15 protein-coding genes are annotated in these 17177 nt (G+C 65.6%); 10 read left to right on the top strand and 5 right to left on the bottom strand.

Going from position 1 to position 17177, the window contains the following annotated elements:
- Positions 1-44: 44 nt before the first annotated feature.
- Both AABQ55_RS29930 and AABQ55_RS29925 read right to left on the bottom strand, forming a co-directional pair.
- A complete protein-coding gene (locus tag AABQ55_RS29930; protein ID WP_272808685.1) occupies positions 45-212 on the bottom strand; it encodes a hypothetical protein in 168 nt (55 codons plus the stop codon).
- A gap of 452 nt (positions 213-664) precedes the next feature.
- Positions 665-2701 carry an NADH:flavin oxidoreductase gene (locus tag AABQ55_RS29925; RefSeq protein WP_272808684.1) on the bottom strand — a complete coding sequence of 679 codons (2037 nt, stop codon included), beginning with the start codon at positions 2699-2701 and terminating at the stop codon, positions 665-667.
- Positions 2702-2847: 146 nt separating this feature from the next.
- Between AABQ55_RS29925 and AABQ55_RS29920 the strand changes: the two genes are divergently transcribed.
- Together AABQ55_RS29920 and AABQ55_RS29915 are read left to right on the top strand one after the other, a co-directional pair.
- A complete protein-coding gene (locus AABQ55_RS29920) occupies positions 2848-3477 on the top strand; it encodes a TetR/AcrR family transcriptional regulator (RefSeq protein WP_272808683.1) in 630 nt (209 codons plus the stop codon).
- A 232-nt stretch (positions 3478-3709) separates the two neighbouring features.
- Positions 3710-5809: a methyl-accepting chemotaxis protein gene (locus tag AABQ55_RS29915; protein ID WP_272808682.1), complete on the top strand. Its 2100-nt coding sequence runs from the start codon at positions 3710-3712 to the stop codon at positions 5807-5809.
- A 211-nt stretch (positions 5810-6020) separates the two neighbouring features.
- Here AABQ55_RS29915 and AABQ55_RS29910 read toward each other — a convergent pair whose 3' ends face one another.
- Positions 6021-6170, bottom strand: coding sequence for a hypothetical protein (locus AABQ55_RS29910; RefSeq protein ID WP_272808681.1), 150 nt, complete (start codon positions 6168-6170; stop codon positions 6021-6023).
- 158 nt (positions 6171-6328) lie between these two features.
- Here AABQ55_RS29910 and ehuR point away from each other — a divergent pair, with 158 nt between their 5' ends.
- From ehuR to AABQ55_RS29885, 5 genes are all read left to right on the top strand, one after another.
- Entirely contained in the window at positions 6329-7711 is a 1383-nt protein-coding gene (ehuR, locus tag AABQ55_RS29905) for a MocR-like ectoine utilization transcription factor EhuR (RefSeq protein ID WP_272808680.1), read from the top strand.
- Between the two features lie 172 nt (positions 7712-7883).
- Entirely contained in the window at positions 7884-8633 is a 750-nt protein-coding gene (locus AABQ55_RS29900; RefSeq protein ID WP_272808679.1) for an aspartate racemase/maleate isomerase family protein, read from the top strand.
- Positions 8634-8666: 33 nt separating this feature from the next.
- Positions 8667-9845 (top strand): M24 family metallopeptidase, encoded by a 1179-nt coding sequence (locus AABQ55_RS29895; protein WP_272808678.1) that lies wholly within the window; start codon positions 8667-8669, stop codon positions 9843-9845.
- The gene (locus tag AABQ55_RS29890; protein WP_272808677.1) at positions 9832-11028 is read left to right on the top strand and encodes a M20 metallopeptidase family protein; all 1197 of its coding nucleotides are present in this window, start codon (positions 9832-9834) and stop codon (positions 11026-11028) included. Before AABQ55_RS29895 ends, AABQ55_RS29890 begins: the two co-directional genes overlap by 14 nt.
- A 140-nt stretch (positions 11029-11168) precedes the next feature.
- Complete coding sequence (locus AABQ55_RS29885) at positions 11169-11819, top strand: glutathione S-transferase family protein (protein WP_244768717.1); 651 nt, start codon at positions 11169-11171, stop codon at positions 11817-11819.
- Positions 11820-11879: 60 nt separating this feature from the next.
- Here AABQ55_RS29885 and AABQ55_RS29880 read toward each other — a convergent pair whose 3' ends face one another.
- A complete protein-coding gene (locus AABQ55_RS29880; protein WP_023517321.1) occupies positions 11880-12317 on the bottom strand; it encodes an Lrp/AsnC family transcriptional regulator in 438 nt (145 codons plus the stop codon).
- Positions 12318-12437: 120 nt separating this feature from the next.
- On the opposite strand from AABQ55_RS29880, the gene rocF reads away from it, so the two are divergent.
- The 3 genes from rocF (at position 12438) to AABQ55_RS29865 (ending at position 16241) form a co-directional block, all read left to right on the top strand.
- Positions 12438-13358 (top strand): arginase, encoded by a 921-nt coding sequence (gene rocF / locus AABQ55_RS29875; protein ID WP_244768715.1) that lies wholly within the window; start codon positions 12438-12440, stop codon positions 13356-13358.
- 26 nt (positions 13359-13384) lie between these two features.
- The gene (gene ocd, locus AABQ55_RS29870; RefSeq protein ID WP_272808676.1) at positions 13385-14446 is read left to right on the top strand and encodes an ornithine cyclodeaminase; all 1062 of its coding nucleotides are present in this window, start codon (positions 13385-13387) and stop codon (positions 14444-14446) included.
- A 694-nt stretch (positions 14447-15140) separates the two neighbouring features.
- Positions 15141-16241 carry a hypothetical protein gene (locus AABQ55_RS29865; protein ID WP_272808675.1) on the top strand — a complete coding sequence of 367 codons (1101 nt, stop codon included), beginning with the start codon at positions 15141-15143 and terminating at the stop codon, positions 16239-16241.
- Positions 16242-16399: 158 nt separating this feature from the next.
- Here AABQ55_RS29865 and AABQ55_RS29860 read toward each other — a convergent pair whose 3' ends face one another.
- Entirely contained in the window at positions 16400-17170 is a 771-nt protein-coding gene (locus tag AABQ55_RS29860; RefSeq protein ID WP_272808674.1) for an enoyl-CoA hydratase, read from the bottom strand.
- Between the last annotated feature and the right edge of the window lie 7 nt (positions 17171-17177).

The following is a 17177-nucleotide window of genomic DNA, read 5'->3' as shown; positions in this document are numbered from 1 at the left end:
GCCCGATCTCGCGCGTGTTTTTCAAGGCCGCGCGGCACGCGTCCTCACTCCGGCCGCGGCCGGTTCGCATGCATCCGATCCTCGATATCGCGAATGTGCTTCTCAAGCTGCTCATCGCTCATATAGGCGCTGAGGGAGCCGATGCGCTTGCCTTTGTAGAGATCATTGCCTTCGGCCGCCTTGAGGCGAGCCAAGAGATCGATGCGTTTCATGTCCCCTCCTTTCGGTGATTTCAGATGGAGTGTTCAGGCGGCCTCGCAGCGGCGACGGAGCACCGGACGAGGACACCGGCAGACAAGTCGGAAATTTGGCGGGCATGCCAATGCTATAGGCGACGACGACGCCCTCGCCATGAACAGATTCCGGCTTTTCATGTATTCATCCCGTCAAGGGATGTAGAACAGCCGGCGTCCTAGCCGAGGGCCAGGCTGGAAAAGAATTCCATCATACGGTTGATGATGATTGCCGGCATACAACGGTTCCGAATTCTTCTGCTGCGCCCGTTCCTCCAGGGAATGCAGGCAATGGCGATGCCCGCAGGAAGAAGACACCGGCAAAGCGCAATGTCAACCGGTTTGTCCATGCCAAACCGGAATGCCTGGCGATCTTCCGCCGAAGCGGCGCGCCGGACGCCTTTGCAGGGCACCGGCGCGCGGGGATGGTCTCAGATATCCTTGGCAAGGCGCAGCGCATCATAGATGGCCGCATGCGTGTTGCGGGCGGCGACCGCATCGCCGATCCGGAAGAGCTGGTAGGCGCCGTCGGGATTGCGCGCGACGGTCTGCGGCGCGCCGGCAAGCAGGTCGTCGTAGGAGACCTCGCCGAGGTTCTTCGAACCCGGCTTCAATTCGAAATAGAGATCGTCCAGCGGGATGGTGCCGTGGTTGACGACGATCTGATCGACCGTGCGCTGCTTGCTGACACCGCCGTAATCGCTGCCGACATGGGCGATGAGCTGGTTGCCGCTTCTTTCCGCCGCCTCCAGCCGGTAGGTGACGGTGAAGGTCGTGTCGAGCTTCTGCAGCGCGCGCATGTAGGGAACGAGGTTCATGGCCATGACCTCGGGCGCGAAGGCGCGGTCCGGCGTCATGATCTCCACCTTGCCGCCCGCCCTGGCGATCAGTTCGGCCGCCTGCAGGCCGGCATGGTCGCCGGCATCGTCATAGACGAGCACGTTGGTGCCCGGCTTCACGTCGCCGGAAATGATATCCCAGGAGGAGACCACCAGCTCGTTGCCCTTCGAAAGAACCTCGGTATGCGGCAGGCCGCCCGTCGCGACGATCACGACATCGGGGTTTTCGGCAAGGATCGTGTCCGCCTCGGCCCAGCTGTTGAAGTGGAAGGTGACGCCGTGCTTCTCGCACTGGCTCATGCGCCAGTCGATGATGCCGATCATTTCGCGCCGCCGCTCGCTCTGCGCCGTCAGCCGGATCTGGCCGCCCGGATCGCTCGCCGCCTCGAACACCACCACCTCGTGGCCGCGTTCGGCGGAGACCCGCGCCGCTTCGAGGCCGGCCGGGCCGGCACCGATGATCACCACCTTCCTGCGCACCGCCGCCTTCGGGATCGCATGCGGCATCGTCTCCTCGCGGCCGGTCGCCGCATTGTGGATGCAGAAGGCAAGGCCGCCCTGGTAGATGCGGTCGAGACAGTAGTTCGCGCCGACGCAGGGACGGATGTCGTCCTCGCGCTTTTCGATGATCTTGCGCACGATATGCGGGTCGGTCATGTGGGCGCGGGTCATGCCGATCATGTCGACCTTGCCGGTGGCGATCGCATGGCGCGCCGTCGCGACATCCTGGATCTTCGCCGCATGGAAGGTCGGGAACCTGGTGGCGGCGCGGATGTCGCCGGCGAAATCCAGATGCGGCGCGCTTGCCATGCCCTGGATCGGGATGACGTCCGTCAGGCCCGGATCCGTATCGATATGGCCGCGGATGACGTTCAGGTAGTCGATGAGACCGCTTTCCTTGAGACGACGGGAGATTTCCAGGCCCTCGGCCTTTCCGGTCCCGCCGGGAAGACATTCGTCGGCCGTGTAGCGCACGCCGAGGATGAAATCCTCGCCAACCCTTTCGCGCATCGCCCTGAACACGTCGAAACAGAAGCGCAGGCGGTTGTCGAGCGAGCCGCCATAGGGACCGTCGAGCTCGTTGGTCAGCGGCGAGGTGAACTGGTCGATGAGGTGGCCATAGGCCTCCAGCTCGACCCCGTCCATGCCGCCCGCCTTCATGCGCTCGGCGGCATCGGCGAAATCCTTGATGATGCGCGCGATGTCCCAGTCTTCCAGCTTCTTGGGAAAGGCGCGGTGCGCCGCCTCGCGATGATGGGAAGGCGCAAGGACGGGCAGCCAGTCGCCCTTGTCCCAGCGCGTGCGGCGGCCGAGATGGGTGAGCTGGATCATGATCGCCGCACCCTCTTCATGCACGGCGTCGGTCATTTCCCGGATCCACGGCACGATCTCGTCCTTGTAGGCGAGCAGGTTGTTGAAGACCGGCGGGCTGTCCTTCGAGACGGCGGCGGATCCGGCCGTCATCGTCAGCGCCACGCCGCCGCGCGCCCGCTCCACCGTATAGGCCCGGTAGCGCCCCTTCGGCATGCCGTCCTCGGGATAGGCGGGCTCGTGCGACGTGACGATGATGCGGTTGCGCAGGGTCAGATGCTTCAACTGATAGGGCTGAAGCAGGGGATCGTTCGACATGCGACGGGCTCCGGACTTGGGGGACTTTCGCGAACGGTAAGGGGAAATGTACACATGTGTCAACATCCAAAACACCATAGTCAATAATATCGACATGACTGTACATTCCACTTGCCGCGACATACCGGATTTGTTAGGAGGGCACCATGGAACAGGCGACGAGTGACAGCGGCTGGCGCGGCTCCCCGGAAGGGTGGCTGGAGGCCGCCTACGACTGCCTGCTCGAGTCCGGTGTTGAATCGGTGAAGATCCTGCCGCTCGCCAAGCGGCTCAATCTGTCCCGCACCAGCTTCTACTGGTTCTTCAAGGACCGGGAGGAACTGCTGGATGCCCTCATCGCGCGCTGGCGGGAGAAGAACACGGGCAATCTCGTGAAGCAGTCCGGGGCCTATGCGGAAACGCTTGCCGAAGCGATGCTCAACGTCTTCGACTGCTGGCTGGACAAGGACCTGTTCGATTCCCAGTTCGAGTTCGCCGTGCGCAGCTGGGCGTTGCAATCGCCGGACATCCTGGCGGAGGTGCAGGCGGCCGACCAGGCGAGAATAGAGGCGCTCGGCCGCATGTTCGTGCGGTTCGGCTATGACGAGGGCGCGGCGGACGTTCGCGCGCGAACGACCTATCTCGTCCAGATCGGGTATATCTCGATGCAATCCACGGAAGATATCGCGCTGCGCATGAAGCGCATCCCCGACTATATCGCGATCTATACCGGAGAGATCCCCCGGAAACGGGAACTCGACCGCTTCTTTGCCCGGCACGGCTACAAGCCGGACTGAGCGCAGGGGCCTAGCACAGGACAGGCACGTCGGCTCCTCCTTATTTCGCCGTCAGGCCAGGCAAATGTCTCCGCCTTAGGTTCGTCTTAACGAACTCTGTTCAATTTTACCGATCGCAAGCGCGCGGTTCTCGCGCCGGCTGCCATGAAGGCGCGTTTTTCCTGACATCTGCTGTGCCGAGCCCGTGCCCGCAAGACGCGTGCGGTCGGCATTGGAATACTGGGGGGTTTCCTTGAGTGTACGTTTCAATCTCATGACCAAAATTCTTCTGGCCGCCTCGCTCGCCGTCATTGCGGCCTTCTGCGGCTTTTCGGTCTATATCGACAGCCTTCAGCGAAATACGCTCTCCAGGGAAGCAGCCTCCGAGATCGAATCCGCCGGCGAGCTGGCGGCCACCGGCATTGCCAACTGGCTGAATGCCCGCGTCATGCTGACCGAGCTCGCCGGCGCCGGCGTCGCCCGGGCGGAGAATGCCGAGGAGATCCTCAAGGGTTTCGACAACGCGCTGCTCGGCCGCGAATTCGCCCTCGTCTATTTCGGCGGCGAGGACGGCACCATGACCCGCATTCCCGCCGCGACGATGCCGGCAGGCTACGACCCGCGCAAGCGCGGCTGGTACAAGGACACCGTCAGGCTCGACGCGCCGGTGCTGACCGATCCCTATGTCGATTCCGCCTCGCAGAAGCTGGTGATCAGCGCCACCGCCCCGGTCAAGCGTGATGGCAAGCTGCTCGGCATCGCCGGCACCGACTTCCCCCTGCAGGGCCTGCTCGGCATGATCGGCGAGGTCGATCTCGGCGGCATGGGCTCCGCCTTCCTCGTCAACAAGTCCGGCACGGTTCTCGTCCATCCCAACGGCGATCTGGTCGCCAAGCCCCTGACCGAGGTCTTCCCGCAGGAAACCCCGTCGATCGAGGCGACCGGGCTGACGGAAACCGAGCTCGACGGCAAGCGCGTCCTCGTGCGCTTCGTGCAGGTCACGGGCCTGCCGGTGATCGACAGCTGGTATCTCTGCCTGATCGTCGACCGCGACATGGCCTATGCCGGCATTTCCGAATTCCGCATCGCCGCCACCATCGCCACCGTCGTCGGCGTTCTCGCCATGATCGGCGTTCTTGCCCTGCTTCTGTCCAGCCTCGTCGTGCGGCCGGTGGTGCGCATGACCGGCATGATGAGCAAGCTGGCGCGCGGCGACGTTTCCGAGGAGATCCCGGATGCTGGCCGCAGCGACGAAATCGGCCAGATGGCGGCTGCCGTCACCGTCTTCCGCGAAAACATCATCGAGCGCGCGCGCCTCGCCCGTGCGGCGGAAGAAAACCAGGCCCTGGGCGAACAGGAGCGCCGCGAGCGCGACGCGATCAAGGCGCAGGAGGCCGAGACCGTCGCGCTTGCCGTCCAGACGGTCGCCGATGCGCTGGGCCGCCTTGCCGACGGCGACCTCGTCTCGCGCATCGACACCCCCTTTGTCGGCGATCTCGACCGCCTGCGCATCGACTTCAACAACTCCGTCACCCGCCTGCACCAGGCCATGTCGACCGTCGGCGAGAAGGCGCTGGCGATCGACAGCGGCGCGAACGAGATCCGCGGCTCCGCCGATGCGCTCGCCCGCCGTACGGAGCAGCAGGCAGCGTCCGTCGAGGAAACCGCCGCCGCGCTGGAGGAGATCACCACGACCGTGAAGGACTCCACCCGCCGCGCCGAGGAGGTCGGTTCGCTCGTCTCGCGCACCCGCCAGGGTGCGGAGAAGTCCGGCGAGGTGGTGCGCCGCGCCGTCTCGGCCATGCAGGGCATCGAGAAGTCCTCGCACGAGATCTCCAACATCATCGGCGTCATCGACGACATCGCCTTCCAGACCAACCTCCTTGCGCTCAATGCCGGCGTGGAAGCGGCCCGCGCGGGCGAGGCCGGCAAGGGCTTTGCCGTCGTGGCGCAGGAAGTCCGCGAGCTCGCCCAGCGTTCGGCTAATGCCGCCAAGGAGATCAAGGCGCTGATCACCGCATCCGGCGAGCAGGTCCGCTCCGGCGTCGCCCTCGTCGACGAGACGGGCGCCGCGCTGGAGGCCATCGTGCGTGAGGTGCAGGAGATCAACGGCCATGTGAACGCCATCGTCACGGCCGCCCGCGAGCAGTCAACCGGCCTTCAGGAGATCAACACCGCCGTCAACACGATGGACCAGGGCACGCAGCAGAACGCCGCCATGGTGGAGGAACAGACGGCGGCCAGCCACGGCCTTGCCGGAGAGGCGGCAGCGCTGACCGCCCTGCTCGCCCAGTTCCGCCTCGACAGGGCAAGGAACGCGCCGCAGGCTGTACGCCAAGCCTACGCCGCCTGACGGACACCACGCCGACCCGCGCTCCCAGCCCCCTGCAGCTGCTGCAGGGGGCTTTTTTCTTGCCTGCAGGGCCGGCACGCCACCGGCCCCGTACCCCTGAACAGGGTGACACGGGCAAGATCCGGCGCAGCGCAGAAATCCGCAACCGCGACGGAATCAGCCGCTATGGCCGTGAATGCGGGCGCGGCCGTCGTGCCGCCCCTTGTCCTGATTAGACGAAGACCATCACGCCCGCATAGCCGACCGCAATCAGAACCAGCCCGACGACGAGCATCGGCATCAGGCTGCTGCCATTGACGTCCCGGCCGCTGACGTGCTCGCCGGAAAACACCAGGGGCTTGCGGGTTTCTTCCTCGTTCATGGGCCTCTCCTTTTAATGTGGCAAATGATATACCACTTTAATGCGGCGCGCGACGTGACAATTCAGCGCCGCGACATGGAAGGGTGTCCGCTTCCAGCAGTGAGGCCAGGAATGTCGTTGCCGATTGAAATTGCCATGCATTTGGCCGACAAGAATGCATGACAAAATGGCACCCCGATCCCGGCCAATTGCGGCGGCCCGTCTATATCTCCCTCGCGGACCAGTTCACGGCGGCGATCAAGAGCGGCCGGCTTGCCGAGAATGACAAGCTGCCGCCGCATCGTGATCTTGCCTATGACCTGAAGATCTCGATCCAGACGGTGAGCAAGGCCTATGACGTGCTTGCCCGCCGCGGGCTGGTTTCCGGCGAGGTCGGCCGGGGCACCTATGTCAAGGCAGGCGGCTCCGCACCGCAGTCGCCCTATATCGCGGAGCGGCTGGCGAACGAGATCGACCTTTCGATCGTCACGCCCGTCTGCACGCCCTTTCACCTGGAAAGGATGAAGGACGCCCTGCACCGGCTCGGCGATGGCGTTCCGTCTGCCGCGGCCCTGTCCTTCCGGCCCAACACCATCTTTCCGCGGCACCATGAGGCCGCAGCCGCGTGGCTCTCCATGCTCGGCGTCGAAACCGCGCCGCACAACCTGCTCGTGACGAACGGAGCCTCCTCGGCCTTTACCGTCGCCCTCCTCTCCGCGGCAAGCCCCGGCGCGATCCTTGCCACCGAGGAGGTCTGCTACCATGTCATCCGGCCGCTTGCGGATTATCTCGGCATCCGGCTCCGCCCGATCGTCGCGGACGCGGACGGCATGGTTCCCGAAGCGCTGGAGGAGGCTTGCCGCAGGGAGGAGGTGTGCATGGTCGCCCTCCAGCCCAATCTTGCCAACCCGACTGCTTCGCTGATGTCGGAAGGCCGGCGCCGCGCCATCGCCGAGACGGCACGCAGACATGACGTGACGATCATCGAAAACGACGTGTTCGGCCCGCTTCTCTCCCGCCGGCCGCGCCCCATCGCGGCGCTGGCGCCCGAACGGACGGTCTATATCACCGGTTTCAGCAAGGTCGCCCTTCCCGGCCTGCGGATCGGCTATGTTGCCGCGCCGGATCATCTTGCCGCCACTATCGCCAACCGGCACCTGATGGCGAACTGGATGGCGACGCCCGTCATGGCAGAGATCGCCACGCTGTGGCTCTCCGACGGCACGATGCAGGCGCTGGTGGACTGGCAGCGCGAGGCCCTCGGCCAGCGGCATCGGATCGTCTCCGCGGTGCTTCAGGGCACCGCCTACCGCGCACATCCCGAGGGGCTTCATCTCTGGCTGCCGCTTCCGCCGGAGCACGATGAGCCCGCCTTCGTTTCCCAGGCGCGCGCCCGCGGCGTGGCGGTCGCGCCAAGCACGCCCTTCTCCCTGTCCGGCGCGCCGGCTGGCGCCGTCCGGGTATCGCTCGGCGCGACCGAGGCCGACGAACTGCGCGCCGGCCTCGACATCCTCGCCTCGCTGCTGCGCGCCGCGCCCGACCGGAGCGTCCTGGCACCCTGAAGCGCCGCGATCCCTCCTTGCACTTCGCACCCTTGCTTCAAGAATCTCGTCGTCGCAAGATCGTCTGGCGCTTTGCACGACACGCGTCGGAAATTGACATGTGTCTTTTTCCCAGATTGACATGCATTTCTCCGCGCGGCTGAATGGCGGCACCCACAGCGGCGGAGCGCGCATGATCGAGGAAATCCAGCATCAATCGGCCTTGGAGGCCCGCGCCGCGGCCCGGCGCATCGGCCTGATCGCGCTCGCCACGGACCATACGGTGGAGGCGGATTTCCGCAGGCTCGTCGCCAGCGACGACATTGCCGTGCATGTGACACGCGTCAGCTATGCGAACCCCACGACGCCGGACAATCTCCGTGCGATGCATCCCCATCTTGCCGCGGCGGCGGCCCTGCTTTTGCCGGGCGAGGCGCTCGACGCCGTCGTCTATGGCTGCACCTCGGCCTCGGTTGTCATCGGCGAAGAGGCTGTCGCGGCCGCCATCCGCGAGGGCAAGCCGGGCGCCGCCGTCATCACGCCGGCCGGCGCGGCCGTCCTGGCGCTGCGTGCGCTGAAGGCGCGACGCATCAGCATCCTGACACCCTATATCCGCCAGACGGCCGAACCCATGCAGGCCTATTTCGAGGCGAACGGCTTTGCCGTCGATCGCCTCGTCTGCCTCGGCATGGAAGACGATCGTGACATGGCGCGCCTGCCGCACGCGGAGATCGTCCGGCTCGCCGCAGGCATCGCTGCCGGTACCGAAGCCCTGTTCATCGCCTGCACGGCGCTGCGCGCGGCGCAATGCGCCCCCGAGATCGAACGGCAGACCGGCCTGCCGGTCGTCACCAGCAATCTGGCGGCCGCCTGGGCCAGCCTGCGGCAGTGCGGCATCGCGCCCGATCCGAAGGCCGCGTGCCGCCTGCTCGCAACCGCCTGACATTCCCGTTTCGTCAATCAGGATGCCTTTCTCATGATCGAACTACCCTTCGCCCTTTCCGAGTACAGAGCCCGGCTCCAGGCCATCCGCGCGGAAATGGCGCGACGCAACCTCGACCTCCTCGTCGTCAACGATGTCGCCAACCAGCATTACATCACCGGCTATGACGGCTGGTCCTTCTATACGCCCCAGGTCGTGCTGGTGCCGCTCGTCGACGAGGAGCCGGTCTGGATCGGCCGCGCCATGGATGCCGCCGGCGGCCTGCTGACGGCCTGGATGAAGCCGGAAAACGTCGTCGGCTTCCCGGAGGACCATGTCCAGCGGGCCGACCGCCACCCGATGGACTGGATTGCCGCCTGGATCAGCCGGAAGGGCTGGGGCCGCGGCAATATCGGCATCGAGCTTGAAGCCTATTATTATTCGCCGAAGGCCCATGCCCGCCTGACCGCGGGCCTGCCGAACGCCACCTTCCACGACGCCGACCTACTGGTGAACTGGATCCGCAGCGTCAAGTCGCCGGCCGAGGTCGACTATCTGCGCAAGGCCTCGCGCCTTGCCGAGGCCGCGGTGCGCGCGGCCTATGACGCCATCGCGCCGGGCGTGCGCGAATGCGACGCGATCGCCCGGATCCAGGCCGCCCAGGTTGCCGGCGCGCCGGATTTTGCCGGCGACATCACCGCCCTACCCCCGACCATCCTCGCCGGCGAGAATGCCTCCGCGCCGCATGTCATGTGGAGCGACCGCCGCTTCGGCGAGAACGAGACCGTCGCGCTCGAACTTGCCGGCGTCGTCCGCCGCTACACGGCCGGCCTTGCGCGAACCCTCCAGCTCGGCAGGATGCCGGCCAAGGTGAGCGATACGAGCAAGGCCGTCCTCGAGGGCATGGAGGCCGTCCTCGCCAGCATCAGGCCGGGCGTGACGGCCGAGGCGGTGGAAGCGAGCTGGCGGCGGGTCATCGAACGCCATGGCCTCAAGAAGGAATCGCGCATCGGCTATTCGATCGGTGTCGCCTATCCGCCGGATTGGGGCGAGCACACGATCAGCCTGCGCCCCGGCGACACGACCATCCTGAAGCCCGGCAACGTGCTGCACTCCATCCTCGGCATGTGGATGGACGGCTGGGGCATCGAGGTGAGCGAGACGATCCTCGTCACCGAAACCGGCTGCGAGACGCTGACCGACTTCCCCCGGGACATCCATGTCAAGGCCTGAGCCCGACACGGCGGCAGTGGACGAGGGCCTCGCGCGCCGGATGATCGAGATCCGCCGCCACCTCCACCGCAATCCGGAGCTTTCCAATGCGGAGCGCGAGACGCAGGCCTATCTGAAGCAGGCGCTGGAGGAGGCGGGGCTCGGCCCGGTCCGGCCGGTCGCCGGCTTCGGCCTCGCCGTCGATATCGTCGGCACGGCCGGCCCCTCCAACCGCAAGGTCGTCATCCGCGCCGATATCGACGCGCTGCCGATCATCGAGATGTCGGGCGAGCCCTTCACCTCAGAGAAGCCGGGCGTGATGCATGCCTGCGGCCATGATGCGCATGCGGCGATGGGCTACGCCGCCGCCATCCTGCTGGACAGGCGCAAGCAATCCTTCAGCGGCACCGTGCGGCTGATCTTCCAGCCCGCCGAGGAGGCGGAACCGCTCGGCGGACGGCGGGTCGTCGCGGAAGGCCTTCTCGACGACGTCGACGCGGCGATCGGCATCCATGTCGATCCCTATACACCGACAGGCCGGATCGCGGTCGGCGCCGGCCCCTATACGCTGGCCTGCGATATCTTCGACGTCGTCGTGACCGGAAATTCCGCGCATGCCGCCCGGCCCGCCGACGGCATCGACGCCATCGCCGTCGCCTGCTCAATGGTGACGGAACTGCAGAAGATCGTCGCGCGCGAGATCGATCCCTACGATCCCCTGGTGATTTCCGTCACGGGCATCGAGGGCGGCGGCGCCTACAACGTGATCGCCGCCGAGGCCCGGCTGAAGGGCACCATCCGCAGCGGCCACGAGGAGACCCGCCAAAAGGCGTGGCGCCGGCTGCGGCAGGTCCTGGAAGGGGTGGCGGCGACGCATGGCGCGACGGTCGCGGTCGGCCTGCAACGGGGCGAGCCGCCCGTCGTCAATGCGCCGGAAATGGTCGAGATCGTCCGGCAGGCCGGCAAGGCGATCGTCGGGCCGGACAACGTGCTGTCGGCGCCCGGCTGGACCGCGGCCGACGACTTCGCCTTCTATAGCGAGAAATGCCCGTCGGTCTATTTCCGCCTGGGCATCCGCAACGAGGCGGCCGGCGCGATCCATCCCCTGCACCATCCGCAATTCCGCATCGACGAGGCCGCCCTGCCGCAGGGTGCCGCGGTGCTTTGCGCCACGGCCGAAACCTTCCTGAAGACGATGGAGTAAGGAAGACGCGGGGCCGGCGCGCAGCCGGCCTTGCCGCGCCAGCAGGCCTCTTGGCTGGAACGGCGAAAAGTATCTCGGGCAGATGTGTCGGAATCCCGTCCAGCCGGTCGTCTTCAAGCAGACACGCTATGGAGGACAGCATGACGATCACCATAACCGCCTTTGCCCAATCGCCCGATCGCGGCCGGGGCCTGGCGCGTGACATGCGCGTTCGCTGGGCGCTTGAGGAGGTGGGCCAGCCTTACGCGGTTCGTCTTCTCACGTTCAAGGACATGAAAGAGCCCGCGCATCTTGCGCTTCATCCCTTCGGGCAGATCCCGACCTATGAGGACGGCGCTCTCGTCCTGTTCGAATCGGGGAGTATCGTGTTCCACATCGCGGAGCGCCATGCAGGCCTGCTGCCGGACGATGCCAATGCGCGGGCGCGGGCGATCACCTGGATGTTCGCCGCGCTCAGCACGGTGGAGCCGCCGATCCTCGACCGCGAAATACCGGGCTATACGGAACGCGACAAACCCTGGTATGCGGAGCGCCTGCCGATCCTGGAAGGCCGTATCCGCCCGCGGCTGGACGAGCTCTCCCGCCGGCTCGGCGGTGCCGAATGGCTCGACGGCGCCTTCAGTGCGGGCGACCTTCTCATGGTCACCGTTCTGCGCAGGCTGGAGGGATCGGGCATATTGGACGACTATCCGGTCCTTTCCGCCTATATCGCCCGCGGCAAGGACCGCCCCGCCTACAAGAGGGCCTTCGACGCGCAACGGGCGGTGTTTGCCGCCGTTTCCTCCGACTGATTGAAGTCGGTCGGTTTCGGGCAAGCGCGACATGTCGGCCCATCCTGCGGATTCCGGCCGCTACAGTTTCGCCCTCGTCGAGCGCGGCGTAGAGAGGAGGATGCTCGTTTCGCTGCCCGTGATGCCCGGCACGAGGCGGATCTTGCGCAGGACGGCGTCGAACTCTGCAAGGCTTGAGGCACTGAGCTCCACCAGCAGGTCCCACCGGCCGTTCGTCGTGTGGATTTGTGAAATCTCGGCGAACCCGCCGAGCGTGCGGATCACGCGATCGGTCACATGGCCTTCGATCTCGATCGTCATGACGCCGCGAACGACATCTTCGAGGGCATCGGCACGCAGCATCACCGTGTAGCCGAGAATGGTGCCGTCCTGCTCCATCCGCTCGATGCGGGCACGCACGGTCGCCCGCGACGCTCCGGTTTCCAAAGCGAGGTCCGAAACACTCCTGCGCCCGTTGCCACGCAGCAGCGTCACGATCTTCTGGTCGAGCTCGTCCATGCCAATCTGGTTTCCTGGCTTCTCATTATGATCAATATGGCATTCCGAGATGCCAAAATTCAATATTCAATCTGCCGCTCGGGGCTTCTAGAATCTGGAAAAACAATGAGGAGTTAAGTCATGGAGTGCACGCTGATCGGCGCGCCCTTGCAAATCGGTGCAGGGCAGCTTGGCTGCGAGATGGGGCCGAGCGCCCTTCGCATCGCCGGCCTTCGCACGGCGCTTGAGGAACTGGGCCACACGGTGAAGGATATCGGCAACCTCACGCCCCGCGCCTTCGACGAGATGCCGCATCCGAACGCCGCCGTGCACCATCTCGGCGAGACGGTGGCCTGGGTGGAGGCACTGTCGGCCGCCGCCTACGAGCACGGCGAGGCCGGCATGCCGATCTTCCTCGGCGGCGACCATGCGATATCCGCCGGCACCGTTCCGGGCCTTGCGCGTCGGGCCGCCGAACGCGGCCGGCCGCTCTTCGTGCTCTGGCTGGACGCCCATACGGATTTCCATAGCCTTGAAACGACCGCCAGCGGCAACCTGCACGGCACCCCCGTCGCCTACTATACCGGCCAGGCCGGCTTCGACGGCTACTTCCCGGCGCTCGCCCATGCCGTGCCCACGGAAAATGTCTGCATGATCGGCATCCGCAGCGTCGATCCCGCCGAACAGGCCGCCATCCGGAAGACCGGCATAACGGTCCACGACATGCGCGTGATCGACGAGCACGGCGTCGGCGTCCTCGTGCGCACCTTCATCGAGCGGGTCCGGGCCGCAAACGGCCTCCTGCATGTCAGCTTCGACGTCGATTTCCTGGAGCCGGATATCGCGCCGGCCGTCGGCACCACCGTGCCGGGCGGTGCGACGTTCCGCGAGGCGCACCTGATCATGGAAATGCTGCATGACAGCGACCTGGTGACGAGCCTCGACATCGTCGAGCTCAATCCGTTCCTCGACGAACGCGGCAAGACCGCAAAGCTGCTCGTCGATCTTGTTGCCAGCCTGATGGGCAAGCGGGTGATGGATCGCCCGACGCTTGCAGGCTGAGCCCGCTGTTCCTGGTTGGAGGGAAAATGAACACTGATCCGAAATTGAACGTGGTTCCGTTCGTCAGCGTGGACCACATGATGAAGCTGGTCCTGAAGGTCGGCATCGACCGGTTCCTGACGGAACTGGCGGCGACGATCGAGGAAGACTTCCGGCGCTGGCCAGTCTTCGACAAGACCCCGCGTGTCGCGTCCCATTCCAAGGAAGGCGTCATCGAACTGATGCCGACCAGCGACGGGACGCTCTACGGCTTCAAATATGTCAACGGCCACCCGAAGAACACCCGCGACGGCCGGCAGACCGTGACGGCCTTCGGCGTGCTGTCGGATGTCGGCAACGGCTATCCGATGCTGCTCACCGAGATGACCATCCTGACCGCGCTGCGCACCGCGGCGACCTCGGCGGTGGCGGCCAAATACCTGGCACGGCCGAATTCCCGCACCATGGCCATCATCGGCAACGGCGCGCAGAGCGAGTTCCAGGCACGCGCCTTCAAGTCGCTTCTCGGGATCGACAGGCTCCGCCTCTTCGATATCGACGCGTCGGCAACGCGCAAATGCGCGGAGAACCTTGCCGGCCTCGGCTTCACCATCGAGGAGTGCCGATCGGTCGAAGAGGCTGTCGAAGGTGCAGACATCATCACCACCGTCACCGCCGACAAGCAATATGCGACGATCCTTTCGGACAACCATGTCGGCCCCGGCGCCCATATCAATGCCGTCGGCGGCGACTGCCCCGGCAAGACCGAGCTCAGCAAGGATATCCTGCTGCGCTCCGACATCTTCGTCGAATATCCGCCGCAGACGCGCATCGAAGGCGAAATCCAGCAGCTGCCGGCCGAGCATCCCGTCATCGAACTCTGGCAGGTCATGACCGGCGAGACCGAGGGCCGCAGGAGCGCCGACCAGATCACCCTGTTCGACAGCGTCGGCTTCGCCATCGAGGACTTCTCCGCGCTGCGCTACGTGCGGGAGAAGATTGCCGAGCATCAGATGTTCACGGAACTCGACCTGCTCGCCGATCCCGACGAGCCGCGCGATCTCTATGGCATGCTGCTGCGCTGCGAGAAGAAGCTCACCGCAGCCTGATAGATACGGCCGCCCGGTTCGGCAAATCGCGCGCCGGGCGGCAAAGCCCATCCGCGGCATGGGGCGCGGCATCCTTGGCCAAGGCTGGCAAGCGCCCCGCGGCGGGCGATCGATTCCTCACGACCACTCGAAAGTCAGCCCTGATGCCGAGGCCGTCCTCATCCGGACCTACCGGCGCGCCTCGATCGACAGTGCCTCGCCCCGTGCCGCAAGCTCCGAAAGAAGAAGCGCGCTGAGGCCGGCGATACAGAAACCGGCGGACAGGATGGACAAGGCCCGATCCCGACGCGATCAGCGATGCGCCGAGGCCTGCCACCTGCCCCAGCGAATGCACCTGCTCACCCACCGATACCGGATGGGAATGGCGAAGGGCCGGCATGCGCTTTTCCTAGCTTGTGCCCGCCGCAAGCCGCGACATCCTGGCCCACACAAGCTGGGCGACGCTCGCGCAGCATCATGCGACCTTCCTCTGCGCCGCCGATCCTGCGCCCTTCCGCCGGCATGGCGGAAAGGGTCGAAGAACAGGCCGCCTAAGACGCGGGCGGGAAATGGGGGCTGTGCGCGAGAATCCTGAATCTGCGTCACGAATCCGCACTGGGGCGCGAGGTTGCGCACGATTCCCCACCGAATTTATGGCCACCCTGTGCCGTTCTTTCTTCGTCCCCTCAAAAAATGCAGTGATTTCAGGCAGATTATGACATTTCCCACAATCAAGCTTCCCGCCCGTCCCCTCACCTTGAAGCGCGGGGTGATTTCGACGCCGTTCGCCTACTATTTCGCCACGCCGATCCTGCTGGCGATCGCCGTCTTCATGGTGGCGACGGAGGCGCCGGGCATTCTGCGCGACTATAAGATCAGTCAGAATCCGCTCGTCATCGAAAACGGCGACATCAGAGGCAGCTGCACGACGCGCAAAGCCATCTTCACCACCTGCGAGGTCGATCTCTCCTACGAACATGGCGGCCAGAGTTACGACAAGGACGTCGAGGTCATGTTCGCCGACATGCACACCGGAAGCTACGAGACGGGCCTTGTGATTTCGGCGGATCGACCGGATCTCGCCACGATCACCCTCGGGCTCGACATGCTGTGGAACAGGATCATCACGCTGGCCGCATTTGCCCTTCTGCTCGGCGGCGGATCCCTGGCGATGATCTTCCTTGCCTTGCGCATCCTTCGCGTTCGCGGCCGGTTGCGGCATCCCGCGCCCCTCACCCCCATCCCGGTCGAGATCACCGGCATGGACAAGAAACGCAATCGCCTCGCGGTCACCTATGCGGACAGGCTGAGCGAACGGAAAACCAAACGCGTTGCCTTCACCCGTTTCGAAGCCGGACAGGAGCCGATCATCATCGGGGATGCCGGCAGCAATGCGGTCGCGCTGGCCGTCTGGCACGGCAATACGTCCCTGCCCGTCCTGCTGGATGACCGGCTGGAGCGGATCGAGATGTCGGATCGGGAGCGGGAGGACGCCCTCGCGCCGCTCTATGCGGCAACGCCAGCCGGCCGGCCGGCAGCGGCGTCGTCTTCTGTTCCGGTGAAGACGGGGCTGTCGCTGGCGCGAAGGCTGGGCCTGTTCCTCCTTGTCGTCCTGCTCATCGCCGCCGGCATTTTCGGCTATTGGCTCTGGTACGTGACCAGCGCACCCTCGCAGTTCAATTCCCCGGGAATGGACATCAACGACCTGATGCCGGAAGCCCTCAACCGATGGGGCTGCGACCAGCTGCAAAAGCGCTTCGCCGACGGCCCGGCGCCCTTTGGATGCACGGCCGCAGACTATCGAAGCTGGAAATGAGGACGCAACTGCGCGGCGCAGTTGGTTTTCCCGCACAGGGCGCCCCCCCCCGCGGCATGTGGACGAAGCGGGGCGCGACATGACGCGCTCCACCCCGCCATTCGAGACAGAAGAAGACATGGCGACCCGGGCATGCGCCGAGGCCGGCGTCGATCCACTTATCGCCCGGTGAAGTCCGGCTTCCGTTTCTCGATGAAGGCGGCCATGCCTTCCTTCTGGTCCGCCGTTGCGAACAGGGCGTGGAACAGCCGCCGCTCGAAGACAATGCCTTCGCGTAGGCCCAGTTCGAGCGCGCGGTCCACGGCCTCGCGGGCGGCCATCGCGGCCGTCTTTCCGTAGCCGGCGATCGTTTCGGCGGCGGCAAGCGTCTCCTCCATCAGCCTGTCGGCCGCGATCACGCGGGAAACGAGGCCGCAGCGTTCCGCTTCCGCAGCGTCCATCATCCGGCCGGTGAGGATGAGGTCCATCGCCTTGGCCTTGCCGACGAGCCTGGTCAGCCGCTGGGTGCCGCCCATGCCGGGGATCACGCCGAGCTTGATCTCGGGCTGGCCGAACATGGCCGTGTCGGCGGCGAAGATCATGTCGCACATCATGGCAAGCTCGCAGCCGCCGCCGAGCGCATAGCCGGAAACCGCGGCGATTTTCGGGGTGCGCAACGCGGCGAAACGCTCCCACGCGGCGAAGAAGTCTTCGCCATACATCTCGGCAAAGGTCTTGTCCGCCATCTCCTTGATGTCCGCGCCGGCCGCGAAGGCCTTTTCCGAGCCGCGGATGACGAAGCAGCCGACGCCGGGGTCGCGATCAAGCGGGGCGAGATCATCGGCCAGGGCGAGCATGACCCCGGAATTCAGCGCGTTGCGCGCCGCCGGCCGGTTCAGCGTGACGATGACGACGCGGCCCTGCCGCTCGACGATGATCGGGTGTTCCATCGCAGTT

This window comes from Shinella sp. WSD5-1, assembly GCF_963942435.1.
GTDB classification, from domain to species: Bacteria; Pseudomonadota; Alphaproteobacteria; order Rhizobiales; family Rhizobiaceae; genus Shinella; species Shinella yambaruensis.
The sequence above is the reverse complement of the archived record's forward strand: the minus strand, read 5'-3'. Positions and strand labels throughout refer to the sequence as shown.

What these genes read in the sequence shown, in the direction of transcription:
- AABQ55_RS29900 (WP_272808679.1), top strand. Translation starts at nt 7,884, where the DNA reads ATGATCGAGGAAATCCAGCATCAATCGGCCTTGGAGGCCCGCGCCGCG.
- AABQ55_RS29885 (WP_244768717.1), top strand. Translation starts at nt 11,169, where the DNA reads ATGACGATCACCATAACCGCCTTTGCCCAATCGCCCGATCGCGGCCGG.
- AABQ55_RS29925 (WP_272808684.1), bottom strand. Translation starts at nt 2,701, where the DNA reads ATGTCGAACGATCCCCTGCTTCAGCCCTATCAGTTGAAGCATCTGACC.
- ocd (WP_272808676.1), top strand. Translation starts at nt 13,385, where the DNA reads ATGAACACTGATCCGAAATTGAACGTGGTTCCGTTCGTCAGCGTGGAC.
- AABQ55_RS29880 (WP_023517321.1), bottom strand. Translation starts at nt 12,317, where the DNA reads ATGGACGAGCTCGACCAGAAGATCGTGACGCTGCTGCGTGGCAACGGG.
- ehuR (WP_272808680.1), top strand. Translation starts at nt 6,329, where the DNA reads ATGACAAAATGGCACCCCGATCCCGGCCAATTGCGGCGGCCCGTCTAT.
- AABQ55_RS29890 (WP_272808677.1), top strand. Translation starts at nt 9,832, where the DNA reads ATGTCAAGGCCTGAGCCCGACACGGCGGCAGTGGACGAGGGCCTCGCG.
- AABQ55_RS29910 (WP_272808681.1), bottom strand. Translation starts at nt 6,170, where the DNA reads ATGAACGAGGAAGAAACCCGCAAGCCCCTGGTGTTTTCCGGCGAGCAC.
- AABQ55_RS29860 (WP_272808674.1), bottom strand. Translation starts at nt 17,170, where the DNA reads ATGGAACACCCGATCATCGTCGAGCGGCAGGGCCGCGTCGTCATCGTC.
- AABQ55_RS29865 (WP_272808675.1), top strand. Translation starts at nt 15,141, where the DNA reads ATGACATTTCCCACAATCAAGCTTCCCGCCCGTCCCCTCACCTTGAAG.
- AABQ55_RS29920 (WP_272808683.1), top strand. Translation starts at nt 2,848, where the DNA reads ATGGAACAGGCGACGAGTGACAGCGGCTGGCGCGGCTCCCCGGAAGGG.
- AABQ55_RS29930 (WP_272808685.1), bottom strand. Translation starts at nt 212, where the DNA reads ATGAAACGCATCGATCTCTTGGCTCGCCTCAAGGCGGCCGAAGGCAAT.
- AABQ55_RS29895 (WP_272808678.1), top strand. Translation starts at nt 8,667, where the DNA reads ATGATCGAACTACCCTTCGCCCTTTCCGAGTACAGAGCCCGGCTCCAG.
- rocF (WP_244768715.1), top strand. Translation starts at nt 12,438, where the DNA reads ATGGAGTGCACGCTGATCGGCGCGCCCTTGCAAATCGGTGCAGGGCAG.